This window comes from Nonomuraea sp. NPDC050643 (genome assembly GCF_040654715.1).
Classification (GTDB): domain Bacteria; phylum Actinomycetota; class Actinomycetes; order Streptosporangiales; family Streptosporangiaceae; genus Nonomuraea.
This window is the reverse complement of sequence record NZ_JBFAIM010000002.1, coordinates 111,255-136,059: the sequence shown is the minus strand read 5'-3', so window position 1 is coordinate 136,059 and position 24,805 is coordinate 111,255. Positions and strand designations below refer to the sequence as shown.

Sequence of the window (24,805 nt, the reverse complement as noted above, 5' to 3'; positions counted from 1 at the left end):
GCGGTCCCCTATTGCCGCGTTTCCGCTGGTGAGAGGTGCTCTACCGATTCCGTCGTATTTTTCGGACATCTAGGGATAAACCCCCCATGTGGGCACAAGTAGTGGTTGGCCCTTACCGGCGCTTGTGCTCAAATGACGCTTATCTCGATGTGCATATTGCCCCACATGCATTCAGCTGCATGTCCACCGAGAATTCCCCTCAGGGGCGAGAGGTTGCGAAGGCAAGTGAGAACGCAGAGCGCTGAAGCTTCCGCTGACCGCGAGTCGCACGGCCATCAGAAGCGACGGCTGCCCAAACCCTCCTCAAATAGGTTCGGTTTGGGCAACTGGCATGTGCGATCGCGTCTTATCGCGCTGATCGTCGTTCCCACGGCCGTGGCCGTGGGTCTGGGCGGACTGAGCGTCATCACCTCGCTCAACGACGCCAACACCTACCAGACTCTCCGAGAGGTCGCCGAGCTCAGCGAGCAACTCGGCGCCGTCACGCACGAGCTGTCCTTCGAACGCGACGAAACCGCCCTCTACATCGCCCAGGGCCGGCCCAAGGAGCGCGAGGCTCAGCTCCGCACCACCTACAGCGGCGTGAACGGCCTCATCGACGAGGCCAAACGGCGGGCGCTCGCGTTGACCGACACGCACGCCGAGCCCATCCGGCCGGTGCTGCGGCGTCTGGAGGAGATCCCGACGCTGCGCGACACGGCCGTCAAGGGCAAGATCCAGCCCCTGCCGATGATCCGCAAGTACTCGGAGATCATCGCCACCCTCCTGCAGTTCCACGACCAGGTCGGCCAGGTCGCGGTGGACGACGAGGTCTCCCACAGCGCCGGCTCGGCGGCGGCGATCTCGCGGGCCAAGGAGCAGGCGTCCAAGCAGCGCGGCATCCTGGCCAGCGCGCTCGACAAGAAGGGCTTCGACAGCGGGGAACTCGCCGCGCTCACCGACGCCAAGTCGCGTGAGGAGAGCGAGGAGACGCTGTTCGCCACCCTCGCCAACCTCGACCAGCTCGAGCTCTACCGCAACACGGTCGTGGGCAGGGACGTCGACCAGACCGACCTGTTCAGGCTGCGGGCCATGGCGCAGTCCGCCGAGGGCAAGGAGCTGAGCATCGGCGTACGGCCCGACCGGGACGTGGCCACCTGGTTCGACGTCAGCACCGGCAAGATCGACGCGCTGCGGAGCGTGGAGAAGGACCTGTCCTCCTCCGTCATCCTGCGCGCGCGTGGCCTGGCGGAGGGCGCCAACCGCTCGGCGCTGATCTCCGGCGGCCTCATCCTGCTGCTGCTGATCGTGGTCATCTCGATCGTCCTGCTCATCGCCCGCTCGCTCATCAGGCCGCTGCGCAAGCTGCGCGGCGAGGCCCTCGACATCGCCGAGGGCCGCCTGCCGGAGACCGTGCGGCAACTGCGCGAGAGCGGTGACGGCACCGTCGGCCCCGTGCTGCCGATCGGCGTGGACACCCACGACGAGATCGGCGAGGTCGCGCGGGCGTTCGACGAGGTGCACCGCGAGGCGGTCCGGCTGGCGGGCGAGGAGGCCCGTCTGCGCAGCAACGTCAACGCGATGTTCGTGAACCTGTCACGGCGCAGCCAGACGCTGGTCGAGCGGCAGATCACCCTGATCGACGGCCTGGAGCAGGGCGAGCAGGACGAGATGCGGCTCGGCAACCTGTTCAAGCTGGACCACCTGGCCACCCGCATGCGGCGCAACAGCGAGAACCTGCTGGTCCTGGCGGGCCAGGACCCGCCGCGCCGCTGGAGCCAGCCGGTCAAGCTGGTCGACGTCGCCCGCGCCTCGCTCTCGGAGGTCGAGAGCTATGAGCGCGTCGTGCTCCAGGTGCCCGACGGCGTCTCGGTGGCCGGGCAGGCCGTCAACGACGTCATCCACCTGCTGGCCGAGCTCGTGGAGAACGCCCTGTCGTTCTCACCCCGCGAGACCAGGGTGAGCGTGTCGGGCAGCCGGATCGACGGCGGCGGCGTGATGCTGTCGATCACCGACTCCGGCATCGGCATGACGCTGGAGGAACTGGCCCAGGCGAACGAGCGGCTCATAGACGCGCCCAGCGTGGACGTGTCGGTGTCGCGCCGCATGGGCCTGTTCGTGGTCGCCCGTCTGGCGCACCGCCACGGCATCCGGGTGCAACTGCGCCCGCACGCCTCCGGCGGGCTGACCGCGATGGTGCTGATCCCGGAGAACATGCTGGGCTCCCAGCCCTCGGCGTACACCGGTACGCCGTCCTTCTCCGGCAACCAGCCGCCCGCCTTCGCCGGCGCGGCGAGCGGCGGCCTCGGGAGCGAGCCGTACGCCGGCCCCCACCCCGCCCCGCATGCGGCCCCGCCCGCCACCGACTGGCCCCAGCCCACCTTCCAGATGGGCCCCGGCCACCCGTCGTTCCCGTCGAACCCGGAGCTGGGCGGCAACTGGTCGGCGCAGCAGCCCTCGTGGCAGCCCGACCCCTCCGCCTGGCCGCCGGAAACGCGCGGCGGCTCCGGCAACCCAGCCTGGCCCGCCGACGCCCCGCGCGGTGGCTCCGGCAATCCCTCCTGGCCGGCCGACCCGCCGCCCGGCGTGGCCGGCAACTCCGGCTGGCCCGCGGAGCCACGCGGCCTGGACAACTCCGACGTCTGGCGGCCGCCCCGCGGCCCGGCCTGGAACGGCGACCGCGGCCTGCCCAAGCGGCCCGTTCCCGAGCCGCCGCCCGGCGGCTGGAGCCACGACACGATGCCGCCGCAGCGGCCCGGCTTCGAGTTCAACGACTCCGAGTCCGGCGCCACCGGCCCCATCCCCACCGTGCCGCCCGCGTCCGCAGGGGACGACTACCTGCCGATCTTCGCCGCGGTGGAGTCCGCCTGGTTCGGCCGCGACGGAGCCGGCGCCGACTGGAGCTCCACCAAGGCGGACGCGGGCTGGAGCGCCGCGGAGGCCGTGGTGGAGCCGGTGCGTGACGGTTCGACGGCGGCCGGGCTGCCCAAGCGGGTGCCCAAGGCCAACCTGGTGCCCGGATCCGCGGACGTCTCGGCCCCCCCGAAGGGCGTGACCCCGATGCCGTCGGTGTCGCCCGACCGGGTGCGCAACCGCCTGTCGAGCTTCCAGCAGGGCTTCCGGGCTGCGCGCGACGACATCACCGAGGGCAGGGCGTTCCCCTCTGGCCCGAAGAACAGTGAAAGGGAGGAGGGCGCATGAACGACCTGAGCCATGCGGCACGCGGAGTCGACTGGCTGATCACCGACTTCGTCAGCACGGTCCCAGGCGTCGCGCACGCGGTCGTGGTCTCGTCCGACGGGCTGCCGCTGGCGGCTTCGTCGGGCTTCCCCGCGGACCGGGCCGATCAGCTCGCCGCGATCGCGTCGGGTCTGGTGAGCCTGACGCAGGGTGCGGCCAGGGTGTTCGAGGGAGGGTCGGTCAACCAGACGATCGTGGAGATGCAGCGCGGGCTGATGCTGATCATGTCGATCAGTGACGGCTCGTGCCTCGCGGTGCTGGCGGCCCCCGACTGCGACATGGGTCTGGTGGCCTACCAGATGACCTTGATGGTCGATCGCGCCGGTCAGGTGCTGACTCCGGCTGTGCGCGCGGAACTACGCGCCAGCCAGATCAGGTGATGTAGGTGACAGAACCGAGATGGAACAGCGGCGGTTGGGCTCCTCCGCCTCAGCCCCAGCCGCAGCTGAATCCCGACCCCGCCTCGCCCGTCCGCCCGTACGCGGTGACAGGTGGACGGACGGCGCCCCGGGTCAAGCTGGCGATGGAGGCCCTGGTGTCCTCGGCGACGGCCGAGCACCGGGAGTTCTCGCATATCACGCCGGAGTACCAGGCGATCAGTCAACTGTGCCGGCAGGTGCGGTCCGTGGCCGAGGTGTCGGCCCTGCTGCGGATCCCGCTCGGCGTGGTGCGCGTGCTGATCGCTGACATGGCCGCCGAAGGTCTGGTTCGCGTGCATCAGCCACAGCTGGACGCCGGTAGGCCGGACGTAAATCTGCTCGAAAGGGTGCTCAGTGGACTTCGCAGGCTCTAGCCCAGGTCTCACCTCGACGAAGATCGTGGTGGCCGGCGGCTTTGGAGTGGGCAAGACGACGTTCGTCGGCGCGGTGTCGGAGATCATGCCGTTGACCACGGAGGCCGTCATGACCGACGCCTCCGCCGGCATCGACGATCTGGGCATGACGCCGCTGAAGTCGACCACGACCGTCGCCATGGACTTCGGCCGGGTCTCCCTCGACCGCGACCTGATCCTCTACCTGTTCGGCACCCCCGGGCAGCACCGGTTCTGGTTCATGTGGGACGACCTGGTGAGGGGGGCCATCGGCGCGGTCGTGCTGGTCGATACGCGCCGTCTTGCCGACAGCTTTCCGGCGATCGACTATTTCGAGGAGGCGCAGCTTCCGTTCGTGGTGGGCGTCAACGGATGGGACGGTCAGTATCCGCACAGTGACTCCGAAGTACGCGACGCGCTGACCCTGGCGCCGCACATCCCCTTGGTACGCCTGGACGCCCGCTCCAAGGACTCCGTCAAAAGCGCGCTGATCCACCTGGTCGAGCACGCGCTCACCGTCCGGATGGCCGTGCCGGGCTGGGGCGGCTGACCCCCCGGCAAGCCGGGTGCGTTGACGTGCGGGCCTTCACATGATCACAATGGCTCCCGCCGAACATCGCAGGAGCACCATGTCCCGTGGCCGCACCCCATGAACGTGAGGAACCCGATCACCGGGCAGGCCGACCGGGCACTCGCCCCCATCCCGCCCGACCGGCTGGCCGCCGTCGCGGCCGAGCTGCGCGAGATGGCCCCCACCTGGCGGCACGCCGACCGCGGCGCGGTCCTGTCCAGGTTCGGCGCCGCGCTGGCCGACGACGAAGACCTGCTCGCCGCCCTGGTGGCCGACACCGGCCGGGTGGGGGAGTCGGTGCTCGAACGACGGCTCACGGCGAACCTGGTCACCCGCTGGGTACGCCAGGCGCCCGCCCTCCTCGCCCCGCCCCCCGAACGGCCCGCCTCCCTGCCCGGCGTCTTCGTGGGCGGCGACGCGGTGCCGTACGAGCTGGCCGGGATGATCAGCCCCTGGAACTTCCCGCTCCTGCTCGGCCTCATCGACGCCGTCCCCGCGCTGGCCGCCGGCTGCGCGGTGCTGGTCAAGCCGAGCGAGGTGACGCCGCGCTTCATCGAGCCGCTGATGAGGCTGGTCCCCGGCGAGCTGCCGCTGCGCGTGGTCGAGGGCGACGGCGAGACGGGCGCGGCGCTGGTGGACCTGGTGGACGCGGTGGTGTTCACCGGCAGCGTCGAGACCGGGCGGCTGGTGGCCAGGGCGGCGGCGCGGGCGTTCGTGCCGGCGTACCTGGAGCTCGGCGGCAAGGACCCGGCGATCGTGCTGGCCGGGGCCGACCTCGACCGGGCCACGTCGGCCGTCCTGTGGGGCGGCACCGCCAACGCCGGGCAGTCCTGCCAGTCGATCGAGCGGGTCTACGTGGCCCGCGAGGTGCACGACGAGTTCCTGGCGCTGCTCGTGGACAAGGCCGGCGCGGTCGGGCTGACCTGCGAGGGCGGCCCCATCGGGCCCATCATCGCCCCAGGTCAGGAGGACGTGATCGCCGCCCACCTCGCCGACGCCGTGGCCAGGGGCGCGACCGTGCACACGGGCGGCACGATAGAGCGGCACGGCGGCGGGCACTGGTGCCGCCCGACCGTGCTGTCCGGCGTCGGCCACGAGATGCTGATCATGACGGAGGAGACGTTCGGGCCGGTGCTGCCGGTCATGGCCGTGGCGGGGCCCGACGAGGCGGTCGCCCTGGCCAACGACTCGGCGTACGGGCTGTCGGCCGCGGTCTTCGCCGCCACGGAGGAGCAGGCCCTGGCCGTGGCGGCCCGGCTCCAGGTCGGCGCGGTGAGCGTCAACGACGCCGCGCTCACCGCCCTCGTGAACGAGGGGGAGAAGCACTCCTTCCGCCTGTCCGGGCTCGGCGGTTCACGCATGGGCACGGCCTCCATCGGCCGGTTCCTGCGCCGCCGGGCCTTCCTGGTCAACCGATCCGCCACCGCCGACCCCTGGTGGCACACGACGAAGGAGTAGCCCCGGATGGGACTTCGCGCGGACATGCCGCTGCTGGCCCGGCACGAGGGGGAGTGGGAGGGCGAATACCTCCACCTCGGCCGCGACGGCACCCTGCTCGACCGGCATCGGGTCCACATGACCTGCGCGATCCTCGGCGACGCCGCCTACCACCAGACCAACCGCTACACCTGGGACGACGGGCGTACGGAGGTGCACGAGTTCCCCGGCACCTATCTCGGCGACGGGCGGTGCGCGTTCGACACCGAGCGGCTCAAGGGCGAGTTCCGGGAGCTGGACGCCAGCACGATCTACCTGACCTGGCGGTACAAGGGCGAGGACCTGCGGCTGTTCGAGCTGATCGTGCTGAGCGAGGACGGCACGTCGCGCAGCAGGGTCTGGCAGTGGCTGAAGGACGGGGTGTGCGTGCGGCGCACACTGATCGACGAGCGGCGGGTCGCGTGACGGCCTTCACCGCCCTGGCCCTGCAGATGGAGACCAGGGCCGTCAACGGGGCCGCCGATCCCCGGGCCGAGATCCGGGCCGCGATCGGCCGGATCGGCGAGCAGGTCCGCGGGTCGAAGGCGTGGCTCGGCCCCGGCCTGCGCCTGGTGGTGCTGCCCGAGTACGTGCTGACCGGCTTCCCGCTGGGGGAGAGCCTGGCCGAATGGCGGGACAAGGCCGCCCTCGACCCCGGCGGCCCCGAGTACGCCGAGCTGGCCGAGATCGCCTCCCGGCACGAGGTGTTCCTCTGCGTGAACGCCTACGAGCGTGACGAGCACTTCCCCGAGCTGTACTTCCAGGCGACGGTGATCCTCGCGCCGGACGGCGCGGCGGTGCTGCGTTACCGCAGGCTGCACTCGATGTTCTCGCCCAGCCCCTATGACGTGTGGGAACGCTATCTCGACGTCTACGGCATCGACGGTGTGCTCCCCGTCGCCCGCACCGAGCTGGGGAACCTCGCGGCGATCGCCTCCGAGGAGATCCTCATGCCCGAGCTGGCCCGCGCGCTCGCCCTGCGCGGCGCGGAGATCTTCTGTCATCCCACGTCGGAGGCGTCCTCGCCGATGCTGACGCCCAAGGCCGTGGCCCGCCGCGCCCGCGCCGCGGAGAACCTGGCCTACGTGGTCTCGGCCAACAGCGGCGGCCTGTCCGGCATCGCGATCCCCGGCGACTCCACCAACGGCGGCTCTGAGCTGGTCGATCCCCAGGGACGCGTGCTCGCCCAGGCGGGAGCGGGCGAGTCGCTCGTGGCCGCCGCCGAGCTGGACCTCGCCGCGCTGCGCCGCCTGCGGCTCCGGCCCGGCATGGGCAACCTGCTCAGCCGGGTGAAGACCGGGCTGTGGGCGGAGGAGTACGCCCGCCACGACGTCGAACGGCCCGGCGGGCTGTCCGGCGGCGCACGCGACCGGTCCTGGTTCCGCACCCGCCAGGCCGAGGCGATCGAGCGGCTCCACGGCACGGAGTGATCGACCGGCCGCCCGGCACGCGGTGATCGACGGGACCGGTCAGGCGTCGGTCGTCCTGGCGCTCGTGTGCCAGCCGAGCAGGGCCCGCTCCCAGGCCAGGAAGGCTCCGTTGAGCGCGATGCCGAGCAGCCCGAGCAGCACGATCACCGCCCACATGGCCGGGATGTCGAACTGGCTCTGCGCCTCCAGCAGACGGTGCCCGATGCCCTCGCTGCTGCCGACCAGCTCCGAGATGACCATCATGATGAGGGCCAGCGACACGCTCAGCCGCAGTCCGGCGAAGATCTTCGGGGCGGCGGCGGGCAGGATGACCCGGGTGAGCCGCCGGCGGCGGTCGAGGCGGTAGACGGCGGCGGTCTCGATGTACTGGCGGTCCACGTGGCGGGCGCCGTCCAGGGAGTTGATCATCACGGGCCAGATGACGCCGTACACGATGGAGGCCAGCTCCATGGGGGTGCCGATCTTGAACAGCACCAGGAACACCGGCAGCAGCGTCACGGGCGGCACCGAGCGGCCGAAGTGCAGCAGCGGCTCCACCAGGCCCGACAGCCAGGCCGAGCGCCCGAGTGCCACCCCGGCCAGCACCCCGGCCGCGCACGCCATCGCCCACCCGGCGGCCAGCCGGCCCAGGCTGGGCAGCAGGTCGGCGACCGCCTCGTCGGTCAGGAGGTAGGGCCCGGAGAACCACATCTCGTGCATCCGCGCCACGATCCGCGACGGCGGCGGGAAGTACGCGGCCTGCGCCGAGCGCGAGGCCAGCTCCCAGGCGAGCGCCGCCACGGGCAGCAGCCAGTACCAGGCCAGCCGGCGCAGGACGCTCACGCGGCGGCCCCCGTACGGGCGTGGTGCCAGCGGAACAGGCGCCGCTCGCCGGCCGTGAACAGCAGGTTCGCCGCGAGCCCGATGAACCCGGCCCACAGGGTGGCCGCCAGCATGCGGTCCAGCCGGTTGGCGCTGCCGGCCAGCGACAGGAACGCCCCGATCCCGCCCCCGCCGGGTGCCAGCAGTTCCACGCTCACGGCCACGATCAGGGTGACGGACACGGCGATGCGCACGCCGGTGGCGATGAACGGGGCCGCGCTCGGCAGGCTCACCCGCAGCACCACCGCCAGCGGGCCGAACCCGAAGCTGCGCAGCGTGTCCTTGGCGAGGGGATCGACGTCGCCGAGGCCGTACATGGTGTTGATCAGCAGCGGCCACGAGCACGTGTAGACGACCAGCGCGACCTTGGCGTCCTGGCCGTCGGGGAGCAGGAAGACCGCCAGCGGGATCAGCGACACCGACGGGATCGGCCGCAGGAACTCCACCAGCGGCCGGGTCGAGCGCTCCACGAAGGAGACCGTGCCGAACAGCAGCCCGGCGGGCACGGCGATCGCGATCGCGATCGCCAGCCCGGTCAGGCACGCCAGCAGTGTGGCCAGCACGTCGGCCCGGAACCCCGCGTCCAGCGGCAGCTCCGCCGCCGTGGCCAGCACGTGCGACATGTGCGGCAGGACGTCGGGGACGAGCCCGGCCCGGCCGCCCAGCTCGGCGAGGGCGAGGAAGCCCGCCACCCCGAGTGCCCCGAGCAGCGCCCGCCGGCCGATCATCCGCTCATCGGCGCGAACAGTTGTGCCACGTCCACCTTGGCCTTGAGGTAGCCGTAGCCGTGCAGCAGGTCGGCCAGCTTCTGCACGCCCGCCTGGTCGGCCCGCATCGAGAACTTCCCGAGCGTCATCGCCGCCGCCGCCTCCGCCGGGATCTGCGTGTAGGTCGGCACCACCTCGTCGATGGCCTTACGGTCCTCGCCCGCGATCTGCTGCGCCTTGGCCAGCGCGCGGTGGAAGGCGGCGGCCGTCTTCGGGTTCTGGGTCAGCCACTGCTCGCTGACACCCCACCCGTCGATCGGCACCCCGGCCGTCACGCCGTCGGTGGTGTCGATGATCTGCGTCGCGCCGCCCTTCTTGGCCGCGGTCAGGAACGGCTCGACCAGCCAGGCCGCGTCGACCGTGCCCGAGGAGAGCGCGCTGATCTGGTCGGCGAACGGCACTGCCACGTATTTGGCGTCGTCGGGCTTGAGCCCGGCCTCCTGCAGATGGGCGTTGGTGAGCGTCTGCCCGAGCGCCTTCAGCACGTTGACCGCGATCGTCTTTCCCTTGAGGTCGGCGGCCGTCCTGATCGGCGATCCCTTGGCCACGACGACGCCCGCGACGTTCGGGGCCGCCTCCTGGCTGTGCTGGAACAGCTTGAGCCTGGCCGCGCCCGTGTCGTTGATGGCCATCAGCGACACGTAGCTCGTCAGGAACGCGTCCATGCTGCCGTTGAGGATCTTCGGCATGACCGCCTGCGGAGCCTGGATGATCTCCGTCTTGACGGTCAGGCCCTCCGCCTTGAACAGGCCGCGCTTCTCCGCGATGAACAGCGGCGCCGACGACGGCACCGGCACGACACCGACCAGGAGCTGCGTCTTCTCCAGCCCTCCCGGTGACGTGGCGCCGCCCGGCTGCGCCCCTCCTCCTCCGCCGCCGCACGCGCTCAGCGTCAGCGCGATCGTCATACCCGCGACTACGATCCTGGCCAGCCTCATCGCCAATGCCTCTCTGGGTCCTGTCACTAGGTGGGCAAACCTGGGGTCAGCGGCGCTCCGCCTCGACGAGGCTCGCGCCCGAGCCGAGCGCGGCGACGGCGGTGAGCGCCAGCCCCGCCCGGTCGAGGAGGGCCGCGTACTCGGCCCGGCCGCGCTCGGTGCCGCCGTCGAAGAACGCCAGCATCCGCATGTCGATGTCCTTACCCAGGTGCGGCTCGTCGCCGTCGGGGAGCACCACCTCGATCACCAGGACGCGCCCGCCGGGATCCATGGCCGCGCGGACGTTGCGCAGGATCGTGACGGCGTCCTCGTCGTCCCAGTTGTGCAGGACGCTGGCCAGCAGGTAGACGTCCGCGCCCGCCGGGACGCCGGAGAAGAAGTCACCGGCGACGACCTCGGACCGGTCGGCCAGGCCCGCGGCGGCCAGCGTGCGCCTGGCACCGTCGACCACGTGCTCCAGGTCGAACAGCACACCGCGCATGTGCGGGTTGGCCCCCAGGACCGTGGCCAGGATGTGGCCCTGGCCACCGGCCACGTCGACCAGGGTGCGGGCGGCGGAGAAATCGTACGCGGCGGGCAGGCCCTCGGTGATCGGGACGGCCCTGCCGCTCATGTAGTCGTTGAACATGCCGCTCAGCGCCGGGTTCGCGGCCAGGTGGTCGTACAGATGGCCGTAGCGCTTGACGAACGCCGAGCCGCCGTCGCGGACCGTGGCGGGGAGCATGCCCATGGCGTACCAGAAGCCCTCCTCGCCGAGCATGCGGATCGACGAGCGCACGGAGCCGGGCGTGCCGGAGCGCAGGGCCGCGCCCTTCTCGGTCAGCTCGTACGCGTCCGCCCCGGCCCGCCCGACCAGGCCCATGGCGGCCAGTTCGCGCAGGACCCGGCGCAGCGAGGGGGCGTGCGCCCCGCACCGCCCGGCCAGCTCGCCCGCGCCGAGCGGCCCGTCCGCGAGGTGGTCGGCCAGGCCCAGTTCGGCCATGGTGAGCAGGGCCGCGAAGCGGGAGATGTCACCAACGGCTCCCCAGAGGAGCTCAGCGGAATCCGGCATATGTCCTTCCAGGGGGATCACCTGCGGACGAGCGGTACGCAGCGTGATCGTAGCCCAGACGCGGGCGCCGTCGAAGGGGGTGTTGATCAATATGCCCTTTGCCGGTTGTGCGTCATTCGTGGCAGGCTCAGCTCCGAACTCATCTGATCATCGGACCCACCGCGCCTCTAGCCCCCTGCGAGGAAAGCTGATGAATGCCAAGGAGTACATGGCCGGCCTGTTCGACCGCGCGTCCGGCACCTACGAGCGGGTCGGCGTGCCGTTCTTCGCGCCCGTCGCCGCCGAGCTGGTCCGGCGTGCCGCGCCCCGGCCCGGTGACCAGGTGCTGGACGCCGGGTGCGGGACCGGCGCCTCGCTCGTGCCCGCCGCCCACGCCGTCGGCCCGACCGGCCGGGTCGTCGGGCTTGACCTGGCTCCGGGCATGGTGGCCGCCGCCGCGGCGGAGATCGGCCGCCAAGGGCTGAGCCAGGCGACCGTGCTGGTGGGCGACGCGGAGCGGGCCGAGGAGTTGCTGCCCGGCGAGCGGTTCGACGTGGTGCTGGCGGGAATGATGCTGTACTTCCTGCCCGATCCGTCGGCCGCCGTCAGGTCGATGGCCGGGTTGCTGCGGCCCGGTGGCAGGCTGGCGGCCAGCCTGCTCGTCAGGTCCAGCCCCAGCGAGGCCGAATTGCTGGGGCTGGTGGAGAGGGCGCTGGAGCCGTACACGACGGGGGCGGGCAGCGCTCCCTTCCAGCACCAGTTGGGCGGGCCCGAGGAGCTGACCGGATTGTTCGAAGAGGGCGGCCTGCGCGAGGCGGCCTGCGCCGACGTGGTGTTCGAGGTGACGATCCAGGCGGAGCAGGTGTGGGACTGGCTCTGGTCCGCCGCCCGCAGGGCCTCGCTGGAGACCATCCCCGAATCCCTGCGGCCCGAGGCCAGGGCGGCTCTTGAGGCGTCATTGCCTCAGGAGCCCTTCGTCCTGGAGCGCACCGTGCGCTATGCCACGGGCCGGTTGTGAGAGAGACAAGAGGACATGAGCACCACCACGAACGACCCCTTGCTCGACGCCGTACGCGGCGGCGTGACGATCTACGACCTGGGCAGGCCGCTCTTCGCCGGCATGCCGCAGTCGCCCAACCACCCCGCCTACACCCACACCCTCCCGCGCCGGCACGGTGACAAGGTGCGTCCCGACGGGGGATCGGCGGCCAACGACCTGATCTTCATGGGCACCCACGTCGGCACGCACATCGACGCGCTGGCCCACGTCTCCCACGACGGGAAGCTGCACGGCGGGGCCGACGCCGCCGCCGCGTGCGTGGGCGGCCGCTACCCCGAGCTCGGCGTGCACACGATCGCCCCGATGGTGCGCCGCGGCGTGCTGCTCGACGTGCCCGCCACGCTCGGCGCGGACTGCGCGCCCGGCTACGAGATCACCCCGGCCGACCTGGACGCGACCGTCCGCCGCCAGGGCGTCGAGCCCGCCCCCGGCGACGTCATCCTGGTACGCAGCGGCTGGGGCCGCCACTTCGCCGACCCCGACCGCGAGGTCTACATCGGCGGCGAGTCGGGCGTCCCCGGCGTCGGCGAGGCCGGCGCCCGCTGGCTGGCCGGCCGCGGCGCGCACGCGGTGGGCGCCGACACCATCGCCTTCGAGCGCCTGGCCCCCGGGCAGGGGCACAGCGTGCTGCCCGGGCACCGGGTGCTGCTGGTGGAGTCGGGAATCTACCTCATCGAGGCGATGGACCTGGAGGTCCTGGCTCGAGACGGGGTGCACGAGTTCACGTTCGTGCTGTCCCCGCTGGCGTTCGTCGGCGCGACCGGCTCGCCGGTACGCCCGCTGGCGCTGGTCGGCGGAGGCTCCCGTGGCTGAGCCGACCCTCGGCCGGCTGCTGGCCGACTTCGCGGTGGACGCCTCCTACGACACGCTGCCGGAGGCGGTCACCGACAGCGTACGCAAGCGGGTGCTCGACGTGATCGGCCTCTGCGTGGCCGCGCACCGGCTGCCGACCAGCAGGAGCATCCTCGACTACGTCCTCGACCAGGGCGGACGCCCCCAGGCGCACATCGTGGGCGGTGGCCCGCCGGTGCCCGCCGCCCTGGCGGCCCTGGCCAACGGGGTGCTCGCCCACTCCCTCGACTACGACGACACCCACCTGCCGTCGGTGCTGCACCCCAGCGCCCCGGTGATCCCGGCCGCGCTCGCCGCCGCCGAGCTGGCCGGCGCCTCCGGCCGCGACACGATCCGCGCGATCGCCGTCGGCCTGGAGGTCTGCGTACGGCTGGGCATGGCCGGCTACGACCCCGAGGCCGGCAACTCGATCTTCTTCGAGCACGGCCAGCACGCCACCTCGATCTGCGGCACCATGGGCGGCGCCGTCGCGGCGGCCCTGCTGCTCGGCCGGTCCCGTGACGGCGTGCTCGACGTCCTCGGCGTGGCCGCCTCCACCGCCGCGGGCATCATCGAGGGCAACCGGACGGGCGGCACGGTCAAACGGCTGCACTGCGGATGGGCGGCACACGCGGCGGTGACGGCGGCCGACCTGGTCAGGCGCGGTTTCACCGGTCCGCCGACGGTGCTCGAAGGGCGGTTCGGCTTCTTCGAGGCGTTCCTGCACGGCCGCTACGCCGCCGAGGAGATCACCAAGGGTCTCGGCACGGACTGGGCGGTGCCCGGGATCTTCTTCAAGCCCTACCCCGCCAACCACTTCACCCACGCGGCCATCGACGCCGCGATCGGGCTGCGCGAGCAGGGCCTGGACCCCGCCCGTGTGGAGCGCCTGACCCTGGGCGTGCCCGCGCCCGTCATCCGTACCATCGGCCAGCCGATCGAGGCCAAGCGTGCTCCGGACACGGGGTACCAGGCCCAGTTCAGCGGCCCGTACGCGGTGGTGGCCGGGCTGCTCGGTGGCGGCGGGCTCGGCGTGGGACTGGCCGACTTCACCGACGAGCTGGCCCGCGACCCGCTGCGGCGGGAGCTCATGGCCAAGGTGGACGTGGTGCCCGACGACCGCGCGACGGAGATCTTCCCGCACCAGTTCCCCGCCGTGCTGCGCGCCCGCGACCTCGACGGCCGCGAGTGGACCCAGGAGGTGCTCGCCAACCGCGGCGGCCCCGCCCGGCCGCTGTCGTCGGCGGAGCTCGCGCTGAAGTTCCGCGACAACACGGCCGGCCGGCTCTCCGGAGCCACCGCCGGCGCCGTGACCGACCGGGTGGCCCGGCTGGACGAGGCGGACGACGTCGGCGACCTGATGCGCCTGGTGGCGGAGTTCGCCTGACACCGCCACCGGCGGACCGCCGGTGGCGGGCTCAGCCGCGCGTGGCCTGCCGGTGCCAGACCAGGACGCGCCGCTCGGCCAGCACGAACAGCGAGTTCACCACGTAGCCGAGGATGCCGAGCAGGGCGATCGCGGCCCACACCCCGGCGCCGTCGAAGCTGCGCTGGGCCTGAAGAAGCTGGTAGCCGATGCCGTCGGTGCCGCCGATGAGCTCGGTGATCACCATGAGGATCAGCGCCAGCGACAGGCTCAGCCGCAGCCCGGCGAAGATCTTGGGCGAGGCCGCGGGCAGGACGACCACGCGCAGGCGCTGCGCCCGCGACAGGTTGAACACCGTGGCCGTCTCCACGTACGTGCTGTCCACCGACCTGGCCCCATCGATCGAGTTGAGCAGCACCGGCCAGATCACCCCGAACACGATCGTGGCGAGCTGCGTGGCCAGCCCCGTCTGGAACAGGATGAGGAACACCGGCAGCAGCAGCGGCGGCGGGATCGACCGGCCGAACTCGATCAGCGGGTCCACGTAGTCGGTCGCCGTCCGCGAGCGTCCGAGCAGCACGCCCGCGGTGACTCCGATGACGGCGGCCAGGACCCAGCCGCCGAACATGCGGCCGAGGCTGGGCAGGAGATTGTCGATGGCATCGTCGGTGAAGACCTGGGGGCCGGAGAACCACAGCTCGTACATGCGGGCGACGATCGTCGTGGGCGGCGGGAAGTCGGTGTCCGCCAGCCCGCGGGCGACGAGCTCCCAGACGGCGAGCACGAGCGGGATCACCCAGAGCCTGGCGACGGCCTTCATGTCGTGACCCCTGTCCGCATCCGGTGCCAGTGGAACAGCCGCCGCTCGCCGGCGAGCAGGGCCAGGTTCGCGGCCACGCCCAGGACGCTGGCCCAGCAGGTGGCGGCCATCATGAGGTCCGTCCTGTTGCCGCTGCCGGCCACGCCGACGTAGACGCCGATGCCCGCCGAGCCGCCGGCGACCAATTCGGCGCTGACGGCCAGGACGAGCGCGACCCCGGCGGCGATCCTGACGCCGGTGGCCACGAACGGGGCGGAGCTGGGCAGGCTCACCTTGGCGAGCACGGCCAGAGGGCCGAACCCGAAGGCGCGCAGGGTCTCCTTGGCCAGCGGGTCCACGTCGTGCATGCCGTACAGGGTGTTGATGAGGATCGGCCAGATGGAGGCGTACACGATGACCGAGACCTTCATCAGCTCGTCCACCGGGATCAGCAGGATCGCGAGCGGGATGATCGCCACGGACGGGATCGGGCGCATGAACTCCAGCACCGGCCGGACGGCCCGCTCCACCGGCGGCAGCGCGCCGAGCAGCACGCCCAGGGGCACGGCCACCACGGTCGCGATCAGCAGGCCGAGCGCCCAGTTCGACAGCGTGACGGCGACCCCTTCCAGGAACTGCGGGTCGGCGGGCAGCCGCCCGGCCTCGTTCAGGACGGTCGACGGTGCGGGGAAGACGAACTTCTCGCTCAGGCCGAAGCGGACGAGCAGCTCCGCGGCCACGAGGAACCCCGCGACGCCGGCGGCGCCGCGGAGCATTCGCGCACCGGTCATCAGCCGGAGGTGGTCGCGACGACCGACTTCACGTCGATCGGCTGCGGGATGTACTTGTACTCGAGCATGAGGTCGGCCACCTTCTGCAGCCGGGCCGGGTCCAGCGTGCTCGGGTAGGCGCCCAGCGTGATCGCCGCCGCGGTCTTGGCGTCGATCTTCGTGTACGTCGGCAGGATGGCCTCGATCTCCTTCCTGTCACCGGACGCGAGCTGCTGTGCCTTGGAGATCGCGCGCTGGAAGGCGGCCAGCGTCTTCGGGTTCTTCTTGGCCCATTCGTCCGTGGCCATCCACCCCGCGATGGACAGGTCCGCCGTCGGCCCCGTCATCGTGTCGGCGACCGTACGGAAGCCGAGCGCGTTCTGGTTGGCGGTGATGAACGGCTCGGTGATCCAGCCGGCGTCCGCCTGCCCGGAGTTGATCGCGTTGCCCATCTCGGGGAACGGCTTCTCGGCGAACTTGACGTCGGTCTCGGTGAGCCCGGCGGCCTTGAGCTGCGCCGTCACCGCCAGCGTGGCGATGTTGCGCAGATTGTTGACCAGGACGGTCTTCCCCTTCAGGTCCGCCACCTTGGTGATGGGGGAGTCCTTCGGGACCATGATGTTGAAGGTGTTGGGCGCCGCCTGGTACATGTCGGCGACGATCTTGACCTGCTTGCCCTGGCTCAGGGCCAGGAACGCCGAGACGTAGTTGGTCTGCGAGATGTCGAGCGCACCGCTCTGGATCTGCGGTAACGCGGCGGCGCCACCGGTGATGGTCACCGGTTCCACCGTGAGGCCCTCTTCCTTGAAGAAGCCCTTGGCGTTGGCGATGTAGAGGGCGGCCGGGTCCGGAATGGGCAGGGCCCCGACCTTGATGGTGGTCTTCTCGAGCCCGGTGCCTCCGGCGGCCGGGGACGAGGGGGTCGGGCTCGCTTCGCCGCAACCGGCGAGGCCGAGAGCTGCGGCGAGACCGAGAGCGAGTGCGCGACGGGACAGTTTGCGGGTCATGCGGATCTCCTACCAGGGGGGTGGAAGGCGTTGGAGCGCGACCGACGTCACTGGCGGAGCGTACCCGAACAATGATCCACTTCGCAGCGCGACGCCGCCGGTAGGCGGCGTCGCGTTCGCGGGTCAGGCGGGACGGTGCTGGAACCGGCCCACGGGAAGGCCGACGATCTTGCCGGCGTCGAGCACGTGGTGGCCGCGGACGAACGTGTCCGTCACCTTGGCGGTCAGCTCGAACCCCTCGAAGGGCGTGTACTCCTGCGTCGACTCCGAGTCCTGGGCCCGCACGGTCCAGGTGTGCGCCGGGTCGATCAGGGCGATGTCGGCGTCGAAACCGGGGGCGATCGTGCCCTTGGTGCGCAGGCCGAACCGCTTGGCCGGGTTCCACGAGGTCAGCGCGGCGATCCGCCCGTACGGCAGGCCCCGGCGGCGGCCCTCGGTGACCAGGCCGGGCAGCAGGTACTCGGCCCCGCCGAAACCGGACTTCGCCAGGAAGACGTTGTCGCGCGGCTCACCGAACTTGACCTCGTCGCGGCAGCAGGCGTGGTCGCTGACGACCCAGTCCACGGTGCCGTCGAGCACGTACTCCCACAGCGCCTCGACGTCCTCACGCGGCCTGATCGGCGGATTCACCTTGGCGCCGAGCCCGCTGGCGGTCTCCACGTCGGCCAGCAGGTGACCGACCGTGACCTCGCGGCGGAAGTCGATGTGCGGGAACGTCGCCGCCATGCGGACGGCGGCGTCCATCGCCTTGCGGGAGGACAGGTGGAGCAGGTTGACGTTGGCCAGCCCCGTCTCGTGGGCCAGGTAGGAGGCGATGAAGACGGCCAGGCCCTCGGAGTGCGGAGGACGGGAGGCGCTGTAGGCGGCCAGCCCGCTCAGGTCACCGGCCTCCTCCACCAGCCTGGTGTAGGCGGTCATGATCTCGGCCGTCTCGCAGTGCAGCGACAGCGAGATCTCCTCCGCCAGCTCGGGGAGGCGCTCCCTGGCCGCCTGCACGCCGCGCATCACGAACTCGAAGTGGGCGTAATCGTAACGCTCGCCCTCGGGCAGCATGAGGAACGAGCTCTGGTCGTCGGAGCGGCCGTGCAGCCCGTGCCCTCCGTAGAACATGAAGATCTTGAACGACGGGACGCCGAACCGCTCGACCAGGTCGGGCAACTCGTCGATGTGCCCGCTCGACATGGGCGCCAGGTGGAACCCGTAGTCGATGTAGGCCCGGCCCTCGGCCTGGCGGAGCACCTCGGGGAAGAACTCCGCGTAGGGGCCGCCCTTGTTCAGGTAGTACTGCCCGGTCCGCATGTACGTGAGCGCGGTCGTGACCCCGCCCTGGGCGCTCGCCCTGCTCTCCGACTCGGTGTCCTCGGGCAGGGCGTTGTAGATCCCCCAGTGCTGGTGGGCGTCCACGACTCCGGGGAAGGCGAGCTTGCCACCCCCGTCGATCACCTCGCCTGCTGTGGACAATCCCGGCTCGACCCGGACGATACGGCCGTCCTCGATGGCGATGTCGGCGTCGACGGGCTCGTCCCGGTCGTGGGTCACGACCTTCACGTTCTTCAGCAACAGCTCGGTCACAGGGGTGAACTCTCCTAAGCGAGGCGGTGGGCGTCGCGGTGCCAGGCGAGCACACGCCGCTCCACCATGAGGAACAAGGTGTTGAGTACGTAGCCGAGCACGCCGAGCACGAGCACACCGGCCCAGATGGCCGGCATGTCGGCGTTGTTGCTGGCCAGGTTGAGGAGGTAGCCGATCCCCTCGGTGCTCCCCTTGAGCTCCGAGATGACCATCAGGATCAGCGCCAGCGAGACGCTGAGCCGCAGCCCGGCGAAGATCTTCGGCGCGGCCGCGGGCAGGATGATCCGGGTGAACCGCAGGTGCGCGGGCACTCCGAAGACGGTGGCGGTCTCGATCTTCAAATGATCGAGGTTGCGCGCGCCGTCGATGGAGTTGAGCAGGATCGGCCAGACAATGCCGAAGACGATGGTCGCGACCTGGACCTGCGTGCCCATCGTGAAGAGCACGAGGAAGACCGGAAGCATGGCGGGCGGCGGCACCGCGCGGCCGAACTCGATCAGCGGCGAGATGTAGTCGGCCAGCCAGGCCGTCCTGCCGAGCGCGACGCCCAGCGAGACGCCCACGATCACGGCCAGGCACCAGGCCCCGGTCACGCGGACCAGGCTGGGGACGAAGTTCTCGATGGCCTCGTCGGTGAGGATGTAGGGGCCGGAGAACCACATTTCATACATCCGGGACACGATCCGGACCGGCCCCGGAAGGTACGGGCTCTGGGCGGACAACGCCGTCAGTTCCCAGGCGCCCAGGACGACGGGGACCAGCCACAGGCGCTTGATGAGGGTACGGATCATGTCGATCGCCACTTGAAGAGTCGCCGTTCGGCGCGTACGAGAAGGGAGTTGACGACGAGACCGATCAGCCCGGCCCACAGGAGGGCCGCGATGACGTCGATCATGGCGTCGGCGCCGATGCCCGTGCTGGCCTCGATGAGGAAACTGCCGATGCCGCTCGAACCGCCCACGATGTACTCGAAGCTGACGGCCAGGATGAGCGTGATGCTGGCGGCGAGCCGCACCCCTGTCGCGATGAACGGGGCCGCGCTCGGCAGGGAGACCCGCCAGATGATCGCGCCCTTGCCGAAGCCGAACGAGCGCAGCGTCTCCTTGCCCAGCGGGTCCACGTCGCGCACGCCGTACACGGTGTTGATGAGGATCGGCCACGAGGCGGCGAAGACGATGAGGGCGACCTTGGCGTTGATCTCCGGCTGGAAGAAGAACAGCGCCAGCGGGATCAGCGCCACCGAGGGGATGGGCCGCAGGAACTCCACGAACACCCGGGTCATCTCCTCGACTGCCGGGACCGTTCCCAGCAGCAGGCCGATCGGCACGGCGACCAGGACGGCCAGCGGCAACCCGATGAGCGCGGCGCTCAGCGTGCCCCACAGGTCCTCGAGGAAGACTGGGTCCACGGTGAGTGAGACGGCCCTCGCCAGCGTGTCCGCGGCCGACGGAAGCCATTTGACCAGGCCCGACGCTCCGAGGAACTGCCAGGCGAGCAGAAAACCCGCCACGCCGACGGCGTGGCGGGTCATCTTCATCAGCTTGGCGCGGGCGAGCGGAGCCCGCTCGCGCCGCGCTGCGGTGATTGTTGCCATCATCCCTGGGGAGCTGTGTAAATCATCGAGTTGACGTCGATCTTCTGCTTGAGCATGCCGGCGTCGAGCATGAGGTCGGCGACCCGCTGGATGCGCTGGGCGCTCAGCGTGGTCGGGTAGGCGCCGAGGTTGATCGTGGCGGCGGTCTCAGCCGGGATCTTGGTGAAGGTCGGCAGCACCTTGGTCACCGCGCTGCGGTCCGTGGCGGCGATGTTCTGCGCCTTGGCCATCGCCCGCTGGAAGGCGGCCAGCGTCTTGGGGTTCTCCGCCACCCACTTCTCCGTGGCGGCCCAGCCGGTGATCGGCAGACCGTCGGTCGGGCCGGACATGGTGTCCAGGAGCATGGTGGCGCCGAGGTCCTTCTTGGCCTGGCTGACGTACGGGTCGGTCATCCAGACGGCGTCGACGTCGCCCTTCTCCAGGGAGGAGAGCCAGTTGGTCGTCGGGACCTCGGTGTACTCGATGTCCGCCTTCGGGTCGAGGCCCGCGATCTTCATGTGCGGGTTCATCGTGAGGACGCCCAGACCGGCCAGAGCGTTGACGCCGATCTTCTTGCCCTTGAGGCCGGCGACGTCCTTGATCGGGGAGTCCTTGCGCACCATGATGCCGAACGCACCGGCGGCACCCTGGTAGGAGTCGGCGATGTACTTGAACTTCTCGGTGCCGGCCTCCTGAATCGTCAGGATGGTGGCGTAGCTGCCGAGGACGACGTCCATGGCGCCGTTGGAGAGCTTGCCGAGGACCGCCTGCGGAGCCTGGATGGGCTCCTGCTTGACGTTGAGGCCCTCTTCCTTGAAGAAACCGCGCTCCATGGCGATGAACAGCGGGGCGGAGTCCGCGCCGGGATACTGGCCGATCAGCAGGTCGGTCTTCATGCCGGAAGACGCACCGGTGCTTGATGACGGGTCGCCCGAACTCGAACACCCCGTGACGACGAGAGTGGCGACAAGCCCAACCAGGGCCGTGCGCCCTAATGCACCGAACCGCATTGCGGGTCTCCTTTGAACCGGGGGGGTGGAGTGCGAACGGGAAGTGTTCAGCGACGGTGGCACCCTAGCGCAGGCGGCACTGCCCGCCGCAGCAAGTACATAGGAAATTAACTAGATATATACACATATATGGCGATTCGTCATGTTTGTCCGAATATCTTGGGTCACAACCTCTTGACTTCCTGGCTCTGCAACAGGTGTTGTGATTTGGGCAAATTGCCGGGTTGTGCGTCGACTGTGATCTTTGCGCTATTGGCCGATCTCCTGTTGATGTGCTCCAATTAGCACTCGCCCCAAGGGTGCGTCGGCGTCACTCGGCAACCACCGGTATGACGTGATCTTCGTGCACCAGACCATCCGAGGAGAGGTTGCGGAGGCAAGTGAAGAGTGTTGTCCCCTCTGTGGGCGGGGATCAGGGCTTAGCAGACGAAGCCCCCCGACATGCGTCCCGTAGGCCACAGGCGTCGATGCCGGGCAATTCGGAATCCGGCAAGCGAAAGACGGGGGCTCGCTTCTCCCTGCGCAACTGGCGAGTGCGCTCGAAGCTGGTGATCCTGGTGATCATCCCGACCATCGCCGCGCTCGCGCTCGGTGGTCTGCGTGTCACCACCTCGATCGCCACCGCCAACGAGTACGCACAGGTCAACGAGGTCGCCGTACTGGCGCGCCAGTTGACCGAGCTCGCGCACGAGCTGGAGATGGAGCGCGACCTCAGCGCCAAACACGTCGCTCAGGGACGCAGGGGCAGCAATGCTGACGTGAGCGCCCAGTACGACCGCGTAGACAAGCTCGTCACTCAGGTCAGGGGCGGCGTCGAGGCGCTCGTGACCAGCGGTGGCCAGCACGCGGCCGAGGCCCTGCCCATCAAGAACCGCCTCGACGAGCTCCCCACCTCGCGTAAGAACGCGATCGACTCGCAGCTTGACGTCAACTCCGTCATCACGCTGTACGACCGGTCCATCTCGGACCTGCTCTCCCTGAACGACAAGATCGACCGAGGCGCGGTCGACGAGGAGCTGTCGGCGGGCGTCGCCGGCTTCGCCGCCCTGTCCCGCGCCAAGCAGTACGTCTCCACCCAGCGCGCCCTGCTCGTCTCGGCCCTGTCCACCAGGTCCTTCGGCAAGGACGACCTCGACGCCTTCATCGCCGCCCGCGCGCAGAAGAACAGTGAGCTCGCGACCTTCAGATCGCAGGTCTCCCTCTCACTGCGCCAGCTCTACGACGACACCGTCAGCGGCAAGGCCGTCGACCGCGCCGAGATCCTCGCCGCCCGAGCACTGGTCCTGCAGGACGCCGGCCTTCCGCTGGTGGACCGTCAGCTCCAGCTCACGCGCGACGGCGACGCCTGGTACGACGCCATCTCCGAGACCATCGACGGCATGCGCAAGGTGGAGAACCAGGCCGCCGAGGCGATCGTGCTGCGCAGCCGCACCCTGGAGGGCGCGGAGCAGCAGAGCGCCGTCATCGTGGCGGGCGCCATCGTGCTCCTGCTCATCCTGGTGCTGCTGGTCACCGTGATCATGGCCCGTTCGCTGAGCGGCCCGCTGCGCAGGCTGCGCAGGGAGGCCCTGTTCATCGCCGGCCGCCGTCTGCCGGACACCGTCCGCCAGTTGCGCGAGTCGGAGGCGTCCAGCGAAGGCGTCGAGGTCGAGCCCATCGGAGTCGCGTCCAACGACGAGATCGGTGAAGTGGCGCGGGCGTTCGACGAGGTGCACCGCGAAGCGGTCCGCCTGGCCGGCGAGGAAGCCCGCCTGCGCAGCAACGTCAACGCGATGTTCGTGAACCTGTCACGGCGCAGCCAGACGCTGGTCGAGCGGCAGATCACCCTGATCGACGGCCTGGAGCAGGGCGAGCAGGACGAGCAGCGGCTCGGCAACCTGTTCAAGCTGGACCACCTGGCCACCCGCATGCGGCGCAACAGCGAGAACCTCCTGGTCCTCGCCGGTCAGGAACCGCCGCGCCGCTGGAGCAAGCCGGTCAAGCTGGTCGACGTCGCCCGCGCCTCGCTGTCCGAGGTCGAGAACTACGAGCGCGTCGTGCTCCAGGTGCCCGACGGCGTCGCCGTGGCCGGACAGGCCGTCAACGACGTCATCCACCTGATCGCCGAGCTGGTCGAGAACGCGCTGTCGTTCTCGCCCCGCGACACCCGGGTCACGGTCTCCGGCAGCCGGATCGACGGCGGCGGTGTGATGCTGTCCATCAGCGACTCCGGCATCGGCATGACCGCCGACGAACTGATCCAGGCCAACGAACGCCTCATCGACGCGCCCAGCGTGGACGTGTCGGTGTCGCGCCGCATGGGCCTGTTCGTGGTCGCCAGGCTGGCGCACCGCCACGGCATCCGGGTGCAACTGCGCCCGCACGGCACCGGCGGTCTGACCGCCATGGTCCTGATGCCGGAATCCCTCCTGGGAGCGCAGGCCCCGGCCTACGCCATGCCGGGCAACGGCATGCCCGGCAACGGCATGAACCCCATGAACCCCATGGACATGATGCGGCACGACGACGGCTTCGCCAGTCAGCCGTCCATGCCGCCGCCGCCCATGCCCCAGTGGGGCGGAACAGGCGGGGAGTACCGTCCGGGGCCCGGGCATCCGTCCTTCCCCTCGGGGCCGAGCATGGACACGGGCTGGCCGTCCGACCCGCGCAGCAACAGCGGCGTCGGGGGTGGCGGCTACGACACCTCCGACGTCTGGGTCCCCTCGCGCAACCCGTCGGGCGCACCGTCCAACACCTGGACTGCCAACAACCCCCTGCCCCAGCGCCCCACCGGCGGCGACCGCCCCGACATGGGCTGGGCAGAGACGGACATGAGGCGGTCGCGATTCGACCTGCCCGAGACGGAGTCGGCGGCGACGGGCCCGATCCCCGTGGTCAAGCCGGCTTCCGCCGGAGACGAGTATCTGCCGATCTTCGCCTCCGTCGAATCCGCCTGGTTCGAGCACGGCAACGAGGGCGAGGCCACGTGGGGCTCGTCGAAGGCCGACGCCGGCTGGAGTGCGGCGCAGGCCGTGGTGGAGCCGGTGCGCGACGGTTCGACGGCGGCCGGGCTGCCCAAGCGGGTGCCCAAGGCCAACCTGGTGCCCGGATCGGCGGACACCGTCTCGGCACCGAAGGGAGTCGCACCCATGCCGGCGGTCTCGCCGGATCGGGTACGCAGTCGTCTCTCGAGCTTCCAGCAGGGATTCCGGGCAGCACGAGACGACATCAGTGAGGGAAGAACGTATCCCTCCGGTCCGAGAAGTGTTGAGAGCAGGGATGAGCGCGCATGAACGACCTGAGCCAATCGGCACGTGGGGTGGATTGGTTAATCACCGACTTCGTCAGCACGGTCCCAGGTGTGGCGCACGCGGTCGTGGTCTCGTCCGACGGGCTGCCGCTGGCGGCTTCGTCGGGCTTCCCGGCGGACCGGGCTGACCAGCTCGCCGCGATCGCGTCGGGCCTGGTGAGCCTGACGCAGGGCGCGGCCAGGGTGTTCGAGGGCGGCGCGGTCAACCAGACCATCGTGGAGATGCAGCGCGGGCTGATGCTGATCATGTCGATCAGCGACGGCTCGTGCCTCGCGGTGCTGGCGGCCCCCGACTGCGACATGGGTCTGGTGGCCTACCAGATGACCTTGATGGTCGATCGCGCCGGTCAGGTGCTGACTCCGGCTGTGCGCGCGGAACTACGCGCCAGCCAGACCAGGTGATATAGGTGACAGACCCCAGATGG

23 protein-coding genes are annotated in these 24,805 nt (G+C 70.5%); 12 read left to right on the top strand and 11 right to left on the bottom strand.

Going from position 1 to position 24,805, the window contains the following annotated elements:
- Positions 1–333: 333 nt before the first annotated feature.
- The 7 genes from AB0I15_RS02845 to AB0I15_RS02815 all read left to right on the top strand — a co-directional run bounded on the left by AB0I15_RS02845 (position 334) and on the right by AB0I15_RS02815 (position 7,507).
- Complete coding sequence (locus tag AB0I15_RS02845; RefSeq protein ID WP_358089107.1) at positions 334–3,180, top strand: nitrate- and nitrite sensing domain-containing protein; 2,847 nt, start codon at positions 334–336, stop codon at positions 3,178–3,180.
- Complete coding sequence (locus tag AB0I15_RS02840) at positions 3,177–3,599, top strand: roadblock/LC7 domain-containing protein (protein WP_358089104.1); 423 nt, start codon at positions 3,177–3,179, stop codon at positions 3,597–3,599. Before AB0I15_RS02845 ends, AB0I15_RS02840 begins: the two co-directional genes overlap by 4 nt.
- 65 nt (positions 3,600–3,664) lie before the next feature.
- Positions 3,665–4,012 carry a DUF742 domain-containing protein gene (locus AB0I15_RS02835; RefSeq protein WP_103956510.1) on the top strand — a complete coding sequence of 116 codons (348 nt, stop codon included), beginning with the start codon at positions 3,665–3,667 and terminating at the stop codon, positions 4,010–4,012.
- Positions 3,993–4,580, top strand: a complete 588-nt coding sequence (locus AB0I15_RS02830; RefSeq protein WP_358089100.1) for an ATP/GTP-binding protein — start codon at positions 3,993–3,995, stop codon at positions 4,578–4,580. Before AB0I15_RS02835 ends, AB0I15_RS02830 begins: the two co-directional genes overlap by 20 nt.
- 105 nt (positions 4,581–4,685) lie before the next feature.
- Positions 4,686–6,059, top strand: a complete 1,374-nt coding sequence (locus AB0I15_RS02825; protein ID WP_358089098.1) for an aldehyde dehydrogenase family protein — start codon at positions 4,686–4,688, stop codon at positions 6,057–6,059.
- A 6-nt stretch (positions 6,060–6,065) separates the two neighbouring features.
- Positions 6,066–6,503, top strand: a complete 438-nt coding sequence (locus AB0I15_RS02820) for a hypothetical protein (protein WP_358089095.1) — start codon at positions 6,066–6,068, stop codon at positions 6,501–6,503.
- The gene (locus AB0I15_RS02815; RefSeq protein WP_358089092.1) at positions 6,500–7,507 is read left to right on the top strand and encodes a nitrilase-related carbon-nitrogen hydrolase; all 1,008 of its coding nucleotides are present in this window, start codon (positions 6,500–6,502) and stop codon (positions 7,505–7,507) included. Before AB0I15_RS02820 ends, AB0I15_RS02815 begins: the two co-directional genes overlap by 4 nt.
- Positions 7,508–7,546: 39 nt before the next feature.
- Here AB0I15_RS02815 and AB0I15_RS02810 read toward each other — a convergent pair whose 3' ends face one another.
- The 4 genes from AB0I15_RS02810 to AB0I15_RS02795 all read right to left on the bottom strand — a co-directional run bounded on the left by AB0I15_RS02810 (position 7,547) and on the right by AB0I15_RS02795 (position 11,124).
- A complete protein-coding gene (locus AB0I15_RS02810) occupies positions 7,547–8,329 on the bottom strand; it encodes an ABC transporter permease (RefSeq protein WP_358089089.1) in 783 nt (260 codons plus the stop codon).
- Positions 8,326–9,096, bottom strand: coding sequence for an ABC transporter permease (locus AB0I15_RS02805; RefSeq protein ID WP_358089086.1), 771 nt, complete (start codon positions 9,094–9,096; stop codon positions 8,326–8,328). The genes AB0I15_RS02810 and AB0I15_RS02805 overlap by 4 nt, the downstream gene beginning before the upstream one ends.
- Positions 9,093–10,043 (bottom strand): ABC transporter substrate-binding protein, encoded by a 951-nt coding sequence (locus AB0I15_RS02800; RefSeq protein ID WP_358089083.1) that lies wholly within the window; start codon positions 10,041–10,043, stop codon positions 9,093–9,095. Before AB0I15_RS02800 ends, AB0I15_RS02805 begins: the two co-directional genes overlap by 4 nt.
- Positions 10,044–10,119: 76 nt before the next feature.
- Positions 10,120–11,124: a methyltransferase gene (locus tag AB0I15_RS02795; protein WP_358089080.1), complete on the bottom strand. Its 1,005-nt coding sequence runs from the start codon at positions 11,122–11,124 to the stop codon at positions 10,120–10,122.
- Between the two features lie 190 nt (positions 11,125–11,314).
- Between AB0I15_RS02795 and AB0I15_RS02790 the strand changes: the two genes are divergently transcribed.
- The 3 genes from AB0I15_RS02790 to AB0I15_RS02780 are packed head-to-tail and all read left to right on the top strand — an operon-like array spanning position 11,315 to position 14,381.
- The gene (locus tag AB0I15_RS02790; RefSeq protein ID WP_358089077.1) at positions 11,315–12,121 is read left to right on the top strand and encodes a methyltransferase domain-containing protein; all 807 of its coding nucleotides are present in this window, start codon (positions 11,315–11,317) and stop codon (positions 12,119–12,121) included.
- A 15-nt stretch (positions 12,122–12,136) separates the two neighbouring features.
- Positions 12,137–12,976, top strand: coding sequence for a cyclase family protein (locus tag AB0I15_RS02785; RefSeq protein ID WP_358089074.1), 840 nt, complete (start codon positions 12,137–12,139; stop codon positions 12,974–12,976).
- Entirely contained in the window at positions 12,969–14,381 is a 1,413-nt protein-coding gene (locus AB0I15_RS02780; protein WP_358089072.1) for an MmgE/PrpD family protein, read from the top strand. The genes AB0I15_RS02785 and AB0I15_RS02780 overlap by 8 nt, the downstream gene beginning before the upstream one ends.
- Positions 14,382–14,412: 31 nt before the next feature.
- Here AB0I15_RS02780 and AB0I15_RS02775 read toward each other — a convergent pair whose 3' ends face one another.
- The 7 genes from AB0I15_RS02775 to AB0I15_RS02745 form a co-directional block, all read right to left on the bottom strand.
- Entirely contained in the window at positions 14,413–15,180 is a 768-nt protein-coding gene (locus AB0I15_RS02775; RefSeq protein ID WP_358089069.1) for an ABC transporter permease, read from the bottom strand.
- Positions 15,177–15,950, bottom strand: coding sequence for an ABC transporter permease (locus AB0I15_RS02770; protein ID WP_358089066.1), 774 nt, complete (start codon positions 15,948–15,950; stop codon positions 15,177–15,179). Before AB0I15_RS02770 ends, AB0I15_RS02775 begins: the two co-directional genes overlap by 4 nt.
- Positions 15,950–16,936, bottom strand: coding sequence for an ABC transporter substrate-binding protein (locus AB0I15_RS02765; RefSeq protein WP_358089063.1), 987 nt, complete (start codon positions 16,934–16,936; stop codon positions 15,950–15,952). Before AB0I15_RS02765 ends, AB0I15_RS02770 begins: the two co-directional genes overlap by 1 nt.
- A gap of 123 nt (positions 16,937–17,059) precedes the next feature.
- Positions 17,060–18,508 carry a dihydroorotase family protein gene (locus tag AB0I15_RS02760; RefSeq protein WP_358089060.1) on the bottom strand — a complete coding sequence of 483 codons (1,449 nt, stop codon included), beginning with the start codon at positions 18,506–18,508 and terminating at the stop codon, positions 17,060–17,062.
- A gap of 14 nt (positions 18,509–18,522) precedes the next feature.
- On the bottom strand, positions 18,523–19,299 hold the full coding sequence (locus AB0I15_RS02755; RefSeq protein ID WP_358089057.1) for an ABC transporter permease: 777 nt from the start codon (positions 19,297–19,299) through the stop codon (positions 18,523–18,525).
- The gene (locus AB0I15_RS02750) at positions 19,296–20,105 is read right to left on the bottom strand and encodes an ABC transporter permease (protein ID WP_358089054.1); all 810 of its coding nucleotides are present in this window, start codon (positions 20,103–20,105) and stop codon (positions 19,296–19,298) included. Before AB0I15_RS02750 ends, AB0I15_RS02755 begins: the two co-directional genes overlap by 4 nt.
- Positions 20,102–20,977 carry an ABC transporter substrate-binding protein gene (locus tag AB0I15_RS02745; RefSeq protein ID WP_358089051.1) on the bottom strand — a complete coding sequence of 292 codons (876 nt, stop codon included), beginning with the start codon at positions 20,975–20,977 and terminating at the stop codon, positions 20,102–20,104. The genes AB0I15_RS02750 and AB0I15_RS02745 overlap by 4 nt, the downstream gene beginning before the upstream one ends.
- A gap of 647 nt (positions 20,978–21,624) precedes the next feature.
- Here AB0I15_RS02745 and AB0I15_RS02740 point away from each other — a divergent pair.
- Together AB0I15_RS02740 and AB0I15_RS02735 are read left to right on the top strand one after the other, a co-directional pair.
- On the top strand, positions 21,625–24,363 hold the full coding sequence (locus tag AB0I15_RS02740) for a nitrate- and nitrite sensing domain-containing protein (protein ID WP_358089048.1): 2,739 nt from the start codon (positions 21,625–21,627) through the stop codon (positions 24,361–24,363).
- A complete protein-coding gene (locus tag AB0I15_RS02735) occupies positions 24,360–24,782 on the top strand; it encodes a roadblock/LC7 domain-containing protein (RefSeq protein ID WP_103955821.1) in 423 nt (140 codons plus the stop codon). Before AB0I15_RS02740 ends, AB0I15_RS02735 begins: the two co-directional genes overlap by 4 nt.
- Positions 24,783–24,805: the final 23 nt, after the last annotated feature.

What these genes read in the sequence shown, in the direction of transcription:
- AB0I15_RS02785 (WP_358089074.1), top strand. Translation starts at nt 12,137, where the DNA reads ATGAGCACCACCACGAACGACCCCTTGCTCGACGCCGTACGCGGCGGC.
- AB0I15_RS02750 (WP_358089054.1), bottom strand. Translation starts at nt 20,105, where the DNA reads ATGATGGCAACAATCACCGCAGCGCGGCGCGAGCGGGCTCCGCTCGCC.
- AB0I15_RS02775 (WP_358089069.1), bottom strand. Translation starts at nt 15,180, where the DNA reads ATGAAGGCCGTCGCCAGGCTCTGGGTGATCCCGCTCGTGCTCGCCGTC.
- AB0I15_RS02765 (WP_358089063.1), bottom strand. Translation starts at nt 16,936, where the DNA reads ATGACCCGCAAACTGTCCCGTCGCGCACTCGCTCTCGGTCTCGCCGCA.
- AB0I15_RS02790 (WP_358089077.1), top strand. Translation starts at nt 11,315, where the DNA reads ATGAATGCCAAGGAGTACATGGCCGGCCTGTTCGACCGCGCGTCCGGC.
- AB0I15_RS02755 (WP_358089057.1), bottom strand. Translation starts at nt 19,299, where the DNA reads ATGATCCGTACCCTCATCAAGCGCCTGTGGCTGGTCCCCGTCGTCCTG.
- AB0I15_RS02805 (WP_358089086.1), bottom strand. Translation starts at nt 9,096, where the DNA reads ATGATCGGCCGGCGGGCGCTGCTCGGGGCACTCGGGGTGGCGGGCTTC.
- AB0I15_RS02800 (WP_358089083.1), bottom strand. Translation starts at nt 10,043, where the DNA reads ATGACGATCGCGCTGACGCTGAGCGCGTGCGGCGGCGGAGGAGGAGGG.
- AB0I15_RS02820 (WP_358089095.1), top strand. Translation starts at nt 6,066, where the DNA reads ATGGGACTTCGCGCGGACATGCCGCTGCTGGCCCGGCACGAGGGGGAG.
- AB0I15_RS02795 (WP_358089080.1), bottom strand. Translation starts at nt 11,124, where the DNA reads ATGCCGGATTCCGCTGAGCTCCTCTGGGGAGCCGTTGGTGACATCTCC.
- AB0I15_RS02735 (WP_103955821.1), top strand. Translation starts at nt 24,360, where the DNA reads ATGAACGACCTGAGCCAATCGGCACGTGGGGTGGATTGGTTAATCACC.
- AB0I15_RS02840 (WP_358089104.1), top strand. Translation starts at nt 3,177, where the DNA reads ATGAACGACCTGAGCCATGCGGCACGCGGAGTCGACTGGCTGATCACC.
- AB0I15_RS02745 (WP_358089051.1), bottom strand. Translation starts at nt 20,977, where the DNA reads ATGAAGACCGACCTGCTGATCGGCCAGTATCCCGGCGCGGACTCCGCC.
- AB0I15_RS02770 (WP_358089066.1), bottom strand. Translation starts at nt 15,950, where the DNA reads ATGACCGGTGCGCGAATGCTCCGCGGCGCCGCCGGCGTCGCGGGGTTC.